General features: G+C 72.3%; 10 protein-coding genes. 3 read left to right on the plus strand and 7 right to left on the minus strand.

What is annotated here, in order from left to right; genetic code table 11:
* Nucleotides 1-300: 300 nt before the first annotated feature.
* Complete coding sequence (locus tag ACWGKT_RS01400) at nucleotides 301-1800, minus strand: MFS transporter (RefSeq protein WP_453271976.1); 1500 nt, start codon at nucleotides 1798-1800, stop codon at nucleotides 301-303.
* Between the two features lie 205 nt (nucleotides 1801-2005).
* Between ACWGKT_RS01400 and ACWGKT_RS01405 the strand changes: the two genes are divergently transcribed.
* Together ACWGKT_RS01405 and ACWGKT_RS01410 are read left to right on the plus strand one after the other, a co-directional pair.
* Nucleotides 2006-2359 (plus strand): ArsR/SmtB family transcription factor, encoded by a 354-nt coding sequence (locus ACWGKT_RS01405; RefSeq protein ID WP_235453098.1) that lies wholly within the window; start codon nucleotides 2006-2008, stop codon nucleotides 2357-2359.
* Between the two features lie 6 nt (nucleotides 2360-2365).
* The gene (locus tag ACWGKT_RS01410; protein ID WP_453271977.1) at nucleotides 2366-2893 is read left to right on the plus strand and encodes an SRPBCC family protein; all 528 of its coding nucleotides are present in this window, start codon (nucleotides 2366-2368) and stop codon (nucleotides 2891-2893) included.
* 4 nt (nucleotides 2894-2897) lie between these two features.
* Here the strand turns inward: ACWGKT_RS01410 and ACWGKT_RS01415 are convergent, their stop codons facing one another.
* The 5 genes from ACWGKT_RS01415 to ACWGKT_RS01435 form a co-directional block, all read right to left on the minus strand.
* On the minus strand, nucleotides 2898-5750 hold the full coding sequence (locus ACWGKT_RS01415) for an NHLP bacteriocin export ABC transporter permease/ATPase subunit (protein ID WP_453271978.1): 2853 nt from the start codon (nucleotides 5748-5750) through the stop codon (nucleotides 2898-2900).
* A 1-nt stretch (nucleotide 5751) separates the two neighbouring features.
* The gene (locus ACWGKT_RS01420; protein WP_453271979.1) at nucleotides 5752-7977 is read right to left on the minus strand and encodes an NHLP family bacteriocin export ABC transporter peptidase/permease/ATPase subunit; all 2226 of its coding nucleotides are present in this window, start codon (nucleotides 7975-7977) and stop codon (nucleotides 5752-5754) included.
* Entirely contained in the window at nucleotides 7974-8780 is an 807-nt protein-coding gene (locus tag ACWGKT_RS01425; RefSeq protein ID WP_453271980.1) for an HlyD family efflux transporter periplasmic adaptor subunit, read from the minus strand. The genes ACWGKT_RS01420 and ACWGKT_RS01425 overlap by 4 nt, the downstream gene beginning before the upstream one ends.
* A 105-nt stretch (nucleotides 8781-8885) precedes the next feature.
* A complete protein-coding gene (locus ACWGKT_RS01430; RefSeq protein WP_356147923.1) occupies nucleotides 8886-9101 on the minus strand; it encodes a type A2 lantipeptide in 216 nt (71 codons plus the stop codon).
* A 454-nt stretch (nucleotides 9102-9555) separates the two neighbouring features.
* On the minus strand, nucleotides 9556-9969 hold the full coding sequence (locus ACWGKT_RS01435) for a PaaI family thioesterase (RefSeq protein ID WP_453271981.1): 414 nt from the start codon (nucleotides 9967-9969) through the stop codon (nucleotides 9556-9558).
* 198 nt (nucleotides 9970-10167) lie between these two features.
* Between ACWGKT_RS01435 and ACWGKT_RS01440 the strand changes: the two genes are divergently transcribed.
* On the plus strand, nucleotides 10168-11631 hold the full coding sequence (locus tag ACWGKT_RS01440) for a S1 family peptidase (RefSeq protein WP_453271982.1): 1464 nt from the start codon (nucleotides 10168-10170) through the stop codon (nucleotides 11629-11631).
* A gap of 93 nt (nucleotides 11632-11724) precedes the next feature.
* On the opposite strand, the gene ACWGKT_RS01445 is transcribed toward ACWGKT_RS01440, so the two are convergent.
* Complete coding sequence (locus tag ACWGKT_RS01445; RefSeq protein WP_453272091.1) at nucleotides 11725-13884, minus strand: SpoIIE family protein phosphatase; 2160 nt, start codon at nucleotides 13882-13884, stop codon at nucleotides 11725-11727.
* Nucleotides 13885-13886: the final 2 nt, after the last annotated feature.

The raw sequence follows: 13886 nt of genomic DNA on the forward strand, positions 1-13886 counted from the left end.
ACCTCGCCCGGGGCGCGTTCGATGCCGGTAGTTACCCCGGCCGGCCCGCGGCCATCCCCGCGACACGCGAGACAAGATCGGGTTCACTCGACCGAGTGAACTTGCGTCGGTTCGCTTGACGATGCGGTAGTTCTTTCTGTCCCAGGGCCTACGCCGCGGCCACCGACCCGGCACCACGGCGCGGCCGCCGTATACGAACACCACCGGTGGACATCGAGGAGGGGCCGCCGTCTCCCTGTGGACGGCGGCCCCTCGGACCGGTGGGCTCCGGTCGGCGGACCTGCGGAGCCCTCGCGGTCGTCACATGTGGACCACGGGCGCGGCCGGGTCCTGGCTCACAACTCCGCGCCGGTAGAGCAGGAACGTGATCAGCGCGCCCGCGGCGAAGAAGCCCGCCGACCACCAGAAGGCGGTGGTGTAGCTCTCGATGGTCGCCTGCGCCCGGACCGGCTTGCTGGTCGCGTCACGGCCGGCCAGGTAGTCCGTCGCGGCGCTCGCGGCGAGCGTGTTCAGCAGCGCCGTACCGATCGAACCGCCCACCTGCTGCATGGCGTTGACGGTCGCCGAGGCGACGCCCGCGTCCTCGGCCGCGACCCCGCCGGTGGCCAGCTGCATCGCGGGCGGCATGACCAGACCGAGGCCCACGCCGATCACGACCAGCTGCGGCAGCACCGCGCTCGTGTAGGAGGACGCGACGCCGATGCCGGTCAGCCAGGCCATGCCGGCCGTGGCGACGGCGAAGCCCAGCGGGATGACCGTCTTCGGACCGATCCGGGGCAGCAGGGCCGTGGTGCCGACCTGGGCGGTCACCATCAGCGCGCCGACCAACGGCAGGAACGCCACGCCGGTCCTCGTCGGGCTGAAGCCGAGGTTGAGCTGCAGGTAGTAGGTGAGGAAGAGGAACACGCCGAACATGCCCGCGCCGGTGATCAGCAGCGCGAGGAAGGAGGCGGCGCGGTCGCGGTCGAGCAGGATGCGCAGCGGCAGCAGCGGGTGCTCTGCCTTGGTCTGCCACCAGGCGAAGGCCGTCAGCAGCACCCCGCCCGCGAGCAGGAAGCCCCAGGTCAGCGGGGAGCCCCAGTCGTGGGTCTCGGCGTTGGAGAAGCCGTACACCAGGGCGAAGAGTCCGGTGGCGACGAGGATCGTGCCCGGCATGTCCAGCTTGGAGTTCGCGGCGTCGCGGTGGTTGCCGAGCAGGGTCCAGCCGCCGGCGAAGGCGACGACCGCGATGGCCACGTTGACGTACAGCGTCCAGCGCCAGTCGAAGGCGTCGGTCAGGATGCCGCCCAGCAGCAGGCCGACGGCACCGCCGGCACCGGCGATCGCGCCGTACACGCTGAAGGCGCGCGCCCGTTCGCGGGCGTCGGTGAACGTCGTGTTCAGCAGTGACAGCGCGGCGGGCGCGAGCAGCGCGCCGAAGGCACCCTGCAGGGCGCGCGCGGTGACCAGCATGCCGAAGCCGGTGGCGGCCCCGCCGAGTGCGGAGGCGGCCGCGAAGCCGACGACGCCGACGAGGAAGGCGGGCTTGCGGCCGAACAGGTCCGCCATGCGTCCGCCGAGCAGCAGCAGGGAGGCGAAGGCCAGGGCGTACGCGGTGACGATCCACTGCCGGTTGCCGTCGGAGAAGCCGAGGTCGGCCTGGGCCGAGGGCAGGGCGATGTTCACGATCGTGGCATCGAGGACGACCATCAGCTGGGCCACGGCCACGACCGCGAGGATCCACCAGCGCTTGGCGGAGGCGGCGGGCGGCGCTGCCGCGGCGACCGGGCGGTCGCCCTTGGTCAGGGTGTTCTGGGGCATCGGAACCACTCCAGGGAAGTCGTTCGGTGAGGGAGGGCACGGCAGTCCGTACGGAGCAGCCCGTAAACGAAACTGTTTCGTACACATGGCGAGTAGGGCAGCTCCAGCGAAACGGCAACGTTTCGCTGGGGTGGGCGTCCTGGAGCTTCGAGGGAAGGGGTGCATTCCTTGACGGGCATATAACCTCAGAGGCATATTGGGCCTCATGTCCGACGCCGCGCTCTGGAGCGCCCTCGCCGATCCCCACCGGCGGGCCATCGTCGCGCTGCTCCTGGAGCGGCCCCGGCCCGTCGGGGAGATCGTGGAGGCATGCGGCCTGAGTCAGCCGGGCACCTCCAAGCACCTGAAGGTGCTCCGGGAGGCGGGTCTGGTGCGCGTACGACAGGACGCCCAGCGCCGTGTCTACGCCCTCGACCCGGCGCCGATCGCCGCGCTCGACGCGTGGCTGGCCCCTTACCGCAGGCTCTGGAACAGCAGCCTGGACGCACTGGGCCGGCGGCTCGACGAGACGTCGGACGACAGCGACGACCGCAGGGAATCCCTCACCCCGAAGGACTGATCCGCCATGTCCGCCGAACCGACCGGCACCTTTGTGACCCTGGACGACGGCCGCCCCGCCGTCCGCTTCAGCCGCGTCTACGACCACCCGCTCGACCGCGTCTGGCACTTCGTCACCGACCCCGGTGAACTCGTCCAGTGGTTCCCGTCCCGCGCCGAGATGGAGCTGCGCCCCGGCGGCACGATCCGGTTCAGCGGCGACCCGAACATGCCGGAGTCGACCGGCCGCGTGCTCGCCGTGGACCCGCCGCGCCACCTGTCCTTCGAATGGGGCGGCGACGAACTCCGCTTCGACCTGGAGGAGGCCGAGGGCGGGCGCACCCGCTTCACCCTCACCAACGTACTGAGCGCAAAGGACACCGCCGCGCGCAACGGCGCGGGCTGGGACGTGTGTCTGGCCGCCCTGGACGCGAAGGCGCGCGGCGAGCAGGTCGAGGGGCCGCACGCCGGGGCGAGTGTGCCCTGGAAGGAGTTGTACGAGGCCTACGTCGAGGCCGGGGTGCCCTCCGGCGCACCGGTCCCCGGCCTCGACTGACCCGTCACGCCAGCTGCCGTCGCACCAGTTCGTGCAGTCGGCCGCCGGTGTCGGCGAGGAGTTCGGCGGGCGGGCCCTGCTGGGCGACCTTGCCGTCCTCCATGACGATGACACGGTCGGCGTCCAGCACCGTCGACAGCCGGTGGGCGATCACGATGCGCGTGGCGTTCAGCTTGCGGGTGCTCTCGATGACCGTGCGCTGGGTGTCGTTGTCCAGGGCGCTGGTCGCCTCGTCGAAGAACAGGATGCGCGGGCGGCGGATCAGGGCCTGGGCGATCATCAGACGCTGGCGCTGCCCGCCGGAGACCGCGCCGCCGCCCGAGACGATCGTGTGCAGTCCCATCGGCATCCGCTTGATGTCCTCGGCGAGCCCCGCCATCTCGGCCGCCGCCATCGCCTCCTCGGGCGTGTACGGCTCGGTGCCGCAGATGACGTCCAGGATCGACCCGGTGAACGGCTGAGCGTGCTGGAGCACGACCCCGCACTGGCGCCGCACCGCCGACCGGTCGAGGGCCGCGAGGTCCTGTCCGTCGTACAGCACACTCCCCGAGACCGGCCTGTCGAAGCCGATCAGCAGCCTGAGCAGGGTCGACTTGCCGCAGCCGCTCGGGCCGACGATCGCCACGAACTCGCCCGGGCGCACCGCGAACGACACGTCGTCGAGGACCAGCGGACCGTCGTCGGCGTACCGGAAGGACAGCCGCCGGGCCTCGATCGCACCGGACAGCGGTCCGGGCCGGGTGCTCGCGGTGCGCACCTCGGGCGTCGCCTCCAGCACCGGCCTGATTTCCTCGAACAGCGGCAGCGCCGCCACCGCCGAGACGAACGAGCCGGTCAGCTGGGTGACCGAGGTGAGCAGCATCGTCACCGACGTGTTGAAAGTGAGGAACGCCGCCGCCGACATCGCGCCCCGGGCCGGGCCCGCCAGCAGCATGAACATCAGCAGCGTGCACACCGGCAGATACACCGAGCCCAGCACCGTGGTGAGGTTCTTGACGCGGCCCACCTTCTGCTGGAGCTCACGGCTGCGCGCGAACTCGCCCGCCCAGGCGGCGTACGCATAGTTCTCGGCCGCCGCCACCCGCAGCTTCGGCAGGCCGCGCAGTGTCTGGAACGCCTGGTTGTTCAGCTTGTTGCCGAGCACCACGAGCCGCCGCTGCCCGCGCACCTGCCACAGCCCGAGGCCCAGGAACACGGCGCCGATCACCACGAGCATGCCGATCGCCGCCAGGGCCATCGGCACGCTGTACCAGAAGAGCAGGCCCAGGTTCATCGCGCCGACGGTCACCGACTGGGCGACCACCGGGCCGACGCCCGCGAGCAGCCGCCGGATCGCGCTGATGCCCATCGCCGCGCTGGCCAGTTCACCGGTGGAGCGCTGCGTGAAGAACTGGGTGGGCAGCCGCAACAGCCGGTCCCAGACGGCCGGTTGGAGCGTCGCCTCGATACGGCCCTCCAGTCGCAGGATCGTCAGGTTCTCCAGGAGCATGAACGCGGCGGCCACCACACCGCTGATCATCACCGCCAGGCAGACCTGCGCGATCAGGCCCTGCTGCGCCCGCGGGACGTACTCGCCGAGCACCTTCCCGGTGGCGATCGGCACCAGGGCCCCGATCCCCACCGTCACCAGCCCGCCCAGCACGAGACCGAGCAGATCACCGCGTGTGCCGCGCATGCTGAACCGCAGCAGACCCAGAGGGCCGAGGCGGCGCTCGGGCAGCGGGCGGTAGAACATCACCGCGCGCGGCTCGAACTCCTCCGCGTTGGCCTTCTCGACCGGCGTCTCCCGTCCGGTCGACGGATGCACCGCCACATAACCGCCGCGCCGCCACAGCAGCGCGACCGGCGCCCCCGACAGCGCCCGATGACCCACCAGCGGGCCGACGTCGTCCCGCCACCAGCGGCCGTCCAGGCGTACGGCCCGGGTGCGCACCCGGGAGGCGAGGGCCACCCGCTCGACCGGGTCCAGGCGGTCGCTCTCGGTGCCGCTCTGCGCGGGCTCGGCGAGGGTGATCCCCGCGGCCTGGGCGACCAGCTTGCAGGCCGCGTGGGTGGCGTCGGCGTCCGCGGCCGTCGTCCGCTTCGCCGACGCCCGGCCGATCGAGGCGAGCAGCGTCCGGTCGGCCTGGGCGCGGACCGCCTCACCGGCCTTGATCCCGGCGGCGGTCCGGGACTCGTGGGTGCGCTCCAGCTGCTCGATCCACCGGTCGAGGGTGGTGAGCAGCCGGTACTGCTGGTCCACCATGCTCTGCCACACGGCCGGGTCCATCAGCAGGTCGGCAGCGGCCTCCGCGCCGTACAGCGACCCGTACTGCACGCTGCCCGGCGGCACCTGCATCCAGAACACGTCGTCATCCTCCCCCACGCTCGAACGAACTCGCGCGGGGGCGCCCCCGTCGTCCGCCGCGCGTTCGGTCGCCATCGGCGCCTGGAAGAGGACGGACAGGCCGCGGCCCACGCCCAGCGCCAGGGCGTACTCCAGCGGGCTCGACGTCGGCGGCACGTACTGGGGGTTGCCGTACTCGTCGTACGACCAGGTCTGCGTGTTCGCGGGCTGGTACAGCTCGCGCAGTCCGATGCGGTGCACCACGCAGTCCCTGAGCGGGCGGGCGATCAGGGCGTGCTGGGGGCCGGCGACCGGGCCGAGCAGCAGCGAGCCCGCCTCCAGCCGGCCGAGGTGGTGCCAGTGGCCCTGCTGGGCGGCGTCCACCGCGAACAGGTCCAGGGCGCCCGCCGCGACCAGCCACAGCACCTGCGGGCCTTCCAGGTCGAGGCGGTTGAAACCGCTGCAGTCCAGCGGTGTGCCCAGCGAACCGAGCGCGCCCAGGACGAGGTCGCCTTCGTGCACGGACGTCATCTCACCGCTCCCTGACCAGCGCGGCGTACGCTCCGCCGCGCGCCACCAGTTCGTCGTGCCGACCGCGTTCCACGATCGTGCCGTGCTGGAGGACGACGATCTCGTCGCTGTCGCGGACCGTGCTCAGCCGGTGGGCGATCACCACGCAGGCGCAGCCGCGCCGGCGCAGGTTGTCCATCACGACCAGCTCGGTCTCGGCGTCCAGCGCGCTGGTCACCTCGTCGAGCACCAGGATGCTCGGTCGGCGCACCAACGCCCGGGCGATCTCCAGGCGTTGGCGCTGCCCGCCGGAGAAGTTCCGGCCGTCCTGCTCGACCCTGCTGTGGATGCCGCCGGGGCGGCGCATGACGACGTCGTACAGGGCCGCGTCCCTGAGCGCTTCCACCACGGCGTCGTCGGGGATCGAGGGGTCCCACAGCGCCACGTTGTCGCGGACCGAGCCCTCGAAGAGGAACACGTCCTGGTCGACGAAGGAGACGGAGGAGGCGAGCGCGCCGCGCGGAATGTCCTCCAGGCGCTGCCCGTCGATACGGATCACGCCGTCCCAGGGCGCGTACAGGCCCGAGATCAGCCGGGAGACCGTCGACTTGCCGCTGCCCGAGCCGCCGACCAGGGCCACCTGCCGGCCGGGGCCGACGGTCAGGTCGAAGCCGGTGAGCAGGGGTTTGTCGAGGGGGCTGTAGCCGAAGCTGATGTTCTCCAGCTCGACATGGCCGTGCAGCCGGCGCGTGGACTCGCCCGTGCCGGGGCGGGCGTAGAGCGGGTCCGCCTGGAAGTTCTCGACGTCCTTGAGGCGGGCCACGTCGGCCGCGAAGTCCTGGATGCGGCCCGCGACGCCGTTGAGCCGGGTGAGCGGGGCGGTGAAGCGGGTGACCAGCGCCTGGAAGGCGACCAGGAGGCCGACCGAGATGTGCCCCTCCACCGCCCGCATGCCGCCGATCCACAGGATGAGCGCGCTGTTGAGGGTGGCGAGCGTCGGCGCGACCACGCCCAGCCAGGCGCTCGGCACGCCGAGCCGCTGCTGCTCCTCCAGCGTGGTGGCGTGCTGGCCCGCCCACTTGCGGAAGTAGCCGTCCTCGCCGCCGGTCGCCTTCATCGTCTCGATCAGCTGCAGGCCGGTGTAGGCGGTGTTGGTGAGCCGGGCGGTGTCCGCGCGCAGTTTCGCCGTCCGGGTCGCGCGCAGCCGTACGACGAACCGCATCGCCAGGACGTTCAGCAGCGCCACGCCGACGCCGACGAAGGTCAGTTGCGGGTCGTAGGTGTAGAGGAGCACCGCGTAGAGCACGACGACGACCGCGTCCACGCCCGCCGCCGCCAGGTCGCGGGCCAGGGTCTCGGCGACCTGGTCGTTGGACTGGAGCCGCTGCACCAGGTCGGCCGGGCTGCGCTGGGCGAAGAACGTGACCGGCAGCCGCAGCAGATGACGCAGGAAACGGGCGCTGGACAGGGTGGAGGAGATGATGCGGCCGTGCAGCAGATTGGCCTGCTGGAGCCAGGTCAGCACCAGCGTGAGCAGCACACAGGTGGCCATCGACCCGAACAGCACGCCCAGCAGCGAGGTCCGGCCGCCGATGAGGAACATGTCGATGTACGTCCGGCTCAGCGCGGGCAGCGCGGCGCCGACCGCCACCAGCAGCAGGCTGGCCAGCACCGCGGCGGGCATCGTGCCCGCGGTGCCGCGCAGCCGGGCCGGCATCGCGCCGAGGACGCCCGGCTTGCGCCCGCCCCGCTCGAAGCCCTCGCCCGGCTCCATCACGAGGACGACACCGGTGAAGCTTCCGTCGAACTCCTCGATGGGCACGAAACGCCGGCCCTTGGCGGGGTCGTTGATGTGGACGCCGCGCCGTCCGAAGCGGCGGCCCATGCCGTCGTAGACGACGTAGTGGTTGAACTCCCAGAAGAGGACGGCCGGTGCCGTCACCTCGGCGAGCGCGGCCAGGTCCATCTGCATGCCCTTGGCGGTCAGACCGTAACTACGCGCCGCCTTCAGCAGATTGGAGGCGCGCGAGCCGTCGCGGGAGACGCCGCAGGCGATCCGCAGCTCCTCCAGCGGGACATGCCGGCCGTGGTGACCGAGCACCATGGCGAGCGAGGCGGCACCGCACTCCACCGCCTCCATCTGGAGGGTGGTGGGCGTGCGGACGGTCTTCGCACGGCTCTTGGGGACCGGGCGCCTGGGCGGGGCGGCGCGCCGGCGCCCGCCGCGCGACTGCTGGGCGGTGGTCACGGGAGCAGCCAATCGACGGGGTGCTGGTCGGCCAGCCGGATCGAACCCGTGGCCAGGGTCATGGAGTCGAGCCGGTACGGCGGGCCGTCCGCGGACGACCAGCGGTAACCGCTCTTCGTGTGCGAGGACTTGTCCAGCCGCACCCGGACGGCGACCGGCCGTCCCTTCCGGGTGAACTGCTCGCCCAGCTGGGTGTCCCCGAGGAACGCGGCGATCGACTGGGCGGACTGCGCGGTGCGGTCGACCGAGATCACATGGCCGCGCAGCACGCCGTACTCCTGGGTGGACACCGAGGAGACGGTCAGGTCGACGCGGGCGTGCGCGGGGACGGCGGCAGCGTTCTCGGCGGGGACGTAGACCGTCGCGTACAGCGGGTCCGAGGCGTGGGCGACCTTCTCCACCGCGGCGATGTCGGCGCCGGTCCGGATGATCTGGCCGATGGTGGCGGCGAGCGCGGTGACGCGGCCCGCGGCGACCGTGCGGACGACCGAATCGCCCTGGCTCGTACGGACCTTCAGGACGGGCGCGTCGGCGGGGAGCCGCTCGCCCTGCCGGGCGAGGACGGCGGTGACCTGGCCGGCCACGGGGCTCTGCAGGATGTAGCTGCCCTGACCGTGCGTGAGGATGGCCGGCGCGCCGACGGTGGAGGCGACCGAACCCGTCACCGCCCACACGGAGGCGGCCGCCATCACGACGACGCTGACGGACAGCGCGAGCCAGCCCTGCGGGCGGGCGAGCCGCACCGGAAGGTCGAGCTCCTCCGGCGACTGGAGCTTGGCGAGGGCCTGTTGGCGGAACTGCACGGAACTTCCCTCACCTGAGGAGAGACGTCGTCACGACGGGTGTCGGGGCATCCGAGAGCCCCGGAGCCGTGGAGCGGCTCCGGGACTTCGGGCAGCGCGGTGCGATCAGAGACCGGCGACCAGGCTGGTGACCGGCTGGGTGTTCAGGCCGGTGACACCCTCGACCGTGCCGATGGCCGTGTCGGACAGGCCGGAAACCGGGGCAACGCCGTTGACGGCACCGGTGACGGTGTTCAGGGCGTTGACGGAAAGGCCGCCGGAGACGTTGTCCAGCTCCGCGTCGGAGATCTCGACGGTCTCGACCTGGGGGGTGGAGTTCATGATGGAACTTCCCTTCATATGGGGTATTCACAAGGGGGAGAGCGGCCCCCTCCGATGACAGACGGACGGCCGCGACCGCGGGCGCCGGGCCCCCGTTTCCGAGAGCCCTTCGCGGCCCCCGCGATGCGATGGATCAAAGCACGCGGGCGGCTCACGCATCCAATCAATCACCCGCCTCACCTGGGCACTTACGCCCCGGCGGGCCCCATCCGTGCAGGCGCGCGCACGGCTTGTCGCCGACTCCTTCACACGGCGCACGGCTTCGCCGCATCCCGGCGCTTGCCCCCGCCGCGGCGATTCCGGCACACCGCGCCAAAGGCGCGGAGGGGGGCGCGCGCTTGTGCAGATCCCCGGGAGCCGGTGACTTGCTTGGGTATTCGATGTGCAGATTCCCTGAAGCGGGGATTCCGCTCACCGATCGGAACGGACGGTCACCGACCGGTCGCCGATCGTGTCAGCCCAGCAGGGCGTAGACCGTGCTCGCCCGTGCCGCGAGTTCGCCCGAACTCTCGTCGGTCAGCGCGATGTCGGCGAACGCCATCCTGCGGCCCAGCTTCGTCAGTACCGCTTCGATCAAGACATCCGAACCGGTCACCGCGCGCTGGAAGGACGTCGACTGCTGCACCGTCGTCATCGGCACGAAGCCGCCGCGCGCCGCCGAGACGGCGATGACGGTCGCGGTGTCGGCCGCCGCCATCAGGGCCTGCCCCGACAGCCCGCCGCCCTCCCGGGAGAGCCGGTCCGACCAGGGCAGACGCAGGACGGCACGGTGCTCGCCCAAGGCCTCGACCGACAGGTTCAGTTCGAGGACCCAGGGGGCGAACTTGGCGGAGAGGATCTTGTCGGCTTCGGCGGTGGTCATCGTCATATGGGCGATTGTTCCCGGCCGCCCCCGCCGACACGCGCGACTTGGCCGATTCCCCGTTGCGCAAAGGCAATTGGCAAACGGAATTGAACGCACCGCGCGACCCGCCCGTACCTACAGCCATCCAGGCGCCGCCGACCGACTGCCCGACAGAGGCAGACCCCCCGTCCCAGGAGGCTGAGAAGTTTGAGTCACAAGCGCATGCCGAAGCGCAAGGCCGCGATAGCCGCGGGCGGTGTCGCGGCGCTCGGAGCGGCGGCCATCCTGCTGCCCAACGCCAACGCGTCCCAGGACGGCGGAGCGAACGCCGCCGCCCCCAAGACCCTGAAGGCGACGGACGCCTCGGACCTCGCCGCGAAGCTCCAGGGCCTGCTCGGTGACACCTTCGCCGGCTCCTACTACGACTCCGGCAAGCAGCAGCTCGTCGTGAACGTGGTCGGCGGCGACAACAACCTGATCGTCCAGGCGAAGAAGGCGGGCGCGGCCGTCCGCAAGGTCGAGAACAGCACGGCCGAGCTCAAGGCCGCCGCGCAGACCCTGAAGTCCAAGGCGACCGTCCCGGGTACCTCCTGGGCCGTCGACCCCCGGACGAACAAGATCCAGGTCACCGCCGACAGCACCGTCACCGGCGCCACATGGGACCGGGTGGAGTCGGCCGTGCAGGACCTCGGGTCCGGCATGGCGACCGTCAAGAAGTCCTCCGGAAAGTTCAAGCCCCTCGTCTCCGGCGGCGACGCCATCTTCTCGCAGGTGCAGGGCGGCAACGTCCGCTGCTCCCTCGGCTTCAACGTCACCGCGTCGGACGGCAGCCCGGCATTCCTGACGGCCGGTCACTGCGGTGTCGCGGCCAAGGACTGGTCCGACTCCCAGAACGGGCAGCCGATCGCCACCGTGGACCAGGCCACGTTCCCGGGCGAGGGCGACTTCTCACTTGTGAAGTACAACGACGCCACGACCCAGGCGCCGAGCGAGGTCAACGTCGGCAACGGCCAGACCGTCCAGATCAACCAGGCCGCGGACGCCACCGTCGGCGAGACCGTCTTCCGGATGGGCTCCACCACCGGTCTGCACAACGGTCAGGTCACCGGTCTCGACGCCACGGTCAACTTCCAGAGCGAGACCGACCCGAACGGCGTCGACACCGTGACCGGTCTCATCCAGACCAACGTCTGCGCCGAGGCGGGCGACAGCGGTGGCTCCCTGTTCACCCAGGACGGCAACGCGCTCGGCCTCACCTCCGGCGGCAGCGGCGACTGCACCAGCGGCGGTGAGACCTTCTTCCAGCCGGTCACCAAGGCCCTGCAGGCGACGGGCGCGACGCTCGGCGCGGGCGGCAACGGCGCCGGTGACCAGGCGGGCGGTGGCGACCAGGCCGGCGGCGGTGACCAGGCCGGTGGCGGCGACGCGGTCGGTGGCGGCGACGCGGTGGGCGGCGGCGACGCGTCCGGCACGGCCGACCCGTCCGCGGGTGCCGGCGCCGGCGACCAGTCCGGTGCCGGTGCGGACCCGTCCGGCACGGGCACCGGCGCGGACCAGTCGGGCACCGGCGCCGACCAGTCGGGCGCGGGCGCGGATCAGTCGGGCGCGGGCACGGGCACGGGCGCGGACCAGTCCGGTGCCGGCACCGGCACGGACGACGGCTCGGCCGCGACCGAGAACCACTGATCGGCCTCACCCGCGGTTCCGGCCGACGGTGGACGGTCCGGCCCTCCGGCGGGAGGGCCGGACCGCGTCGTCGTGCGACGCGGTCCCGCCGGCTCAGTCCCTCCCGGCCTCCGGACAGGCCCGCAGCAACAGCACCGCCACGTCGTCCACCCGCTCCCGCGCCGCCTCGCCGTGCAGGACGATCTCGTCGGCCAGCCGCTCCAGCGGCCTGTCTCCCGAGGAGGCGACGAGTTCGCCCAGATCCGCCACGGCGTCCTCGATGTCGACGCCGGGGGACTCGACCAGCCCGTCGGTGTAGAGCACGAGGACCGAACCGGGCGCCAGATCGACCTCGGTGGTCGGATACGTCGCCGCCGCGTCGATGCCCAGCAGCGGACCGCCGGCCAGGTCCAGCACCCGCACCCGCCCGTCCGCCCGGCGCAACAGCGGCGGCGGATGCCCCGCCCGGGCCATCACGGCCCGCCCCCGCTCCGGGTCCAGGCGCAGGTACAGACAGCTCGCGAACAGGTCGGCACCGAGGTCGATGAGCAGCCGGTTGGTGCTGTGCATGACCTCCTCCGGCGCCTGGCCGCCGGTCGTGAACGCCCGTACCCCGGTACGGATCTGCCCCATCAGCCCGGCCGCGGTCACGTTGTGCCCCTGGACGTCCCCGATCACCGCCGCCGCGAGCGGCCGCGTCGGCACCAGGTCGTAGAAGTCGCCGCCGATCTCCATGCCCTGCGTGGCCGGCAGATAGCGCGCGGCCGCGTCGATGCCGGGCACCCGGGCCAGCGAGTGCGGCAGCAGGGCCGCCTGCAGCCCGTGCGCCAGCTGGTTCTTGGTGTCGTAGAGCCGGGCCCGGTCCAGCGCCTGCGCGATCAGTCCGGCCAGGCTCGTCAGGACGGCCCGCTCGTCCGCCGCGAAGGCGTGCGGCTGGGCATAGGCGAGTACACACGTGCCCACCGGCCGCCCGGAGGCGATCAGCGGCAGATACGCCCAGGCCGCGAACCCGTCCGGATTCTCGTGCCCGCCCGGATACAGACGCTCCAACTGCGTCTGCGAGTCGAAGAAGGCCGGCACCCCGCTGGTCAGGACGTGCGTCCCCGGGGTGCGCTCGGCCAGCGGCAGCCCGTCGAACCGCTCGACGACATGCGGGTCGGGATACCCGTGGTGCCCCAGCACGTGCAGCCGGCCGGCCTGCGAGCCCAGCACCACCACGGCCTGGCTGCCCACGGCGGGGCAGACCTCGTCCGCGACGAGCTGCACCACGTCCTGCACCCCGACCGCCTCGGTCAGCGAACCGGCCAGGTTCAGCACCTGGGTGATGGTGACCAGGCGCGCGGGTCCCTCGGCGGACCGCTGCGGGGCGCGCGCCATCTCGGCCACCGAGCGGGCCCTGCTGATCCGCACGCTCAGCCCCGTCCGGCTCGGATACATGCGGAAGGACAGCCAGTCGCCCGGCGGGCGCAGCGCCACGAACGAGGTCACCTGCTGGCTGATCAGCGCGGCCCGGTAGCGGTCCTCGTACATCGGGTCGTTCAGCCACGGCACCGAGGCCCACAGCTGGGTGCCGAGCAGATCGCTCGTCGGCCGGCCGAGCATCTCGGCGGCCGCCGGATTGGCGAACCCGATCCGGCCGTGCAGATCCATCGACAGCAGTCCGTACGGCAGCCGGGCCACCATCCGCGCCGCCTCGACCGACCCCAGGGAACCCGCCACGCCCGACACGGTCGCCGCCAGCAGATCCGGTTCGGCGCGGACGGGGTGGCTGTCCTCAGCGGCCCGCTCCAGCCGCGCGGCGAGCCGGTGACAGGCCGCCGTCAGGTGCTCCCGCTCCCGGTCGGACAGCACCTGCGGATGCGAACCCGGCCAGGTCACGAAGATCGCGCCGTAGGCCTTGGTCTCGGTGGCCACGGGCAGCGCGGCCAGCGCGAAGGGATAGGGCAGGGCCATCGCGATGCGCGGATAGCGGCGGGCCATCTCCTCCTCGCCGCCCACCCAGACCAGCCGCCGTCCACGCACCGCCTCCGCGACCGGGACCGCCGCGCTGAGCCCCACCCGCTCCCAGGGCGCCGCGAACTGCCGGGGCAGGCCCGCCATCACCGCCATCTCCAGCACCGGCTCGTCGGCCGCCAGCAGGTAGACCGCCCCGGAGTGGGCGTGGACCTCGTCCATCATCGCGGCCAGCGACAGGGAGAGCAGCGGACGGCCGACCTGCGACCTCACGGCCGCCGGCGCCTGCGCGGGCGTTCGCCCGTCGGACACGCCGACCACCT

The organism is Streptomyces sp. NPDC054794 (genome assembly GCF_053611585.1).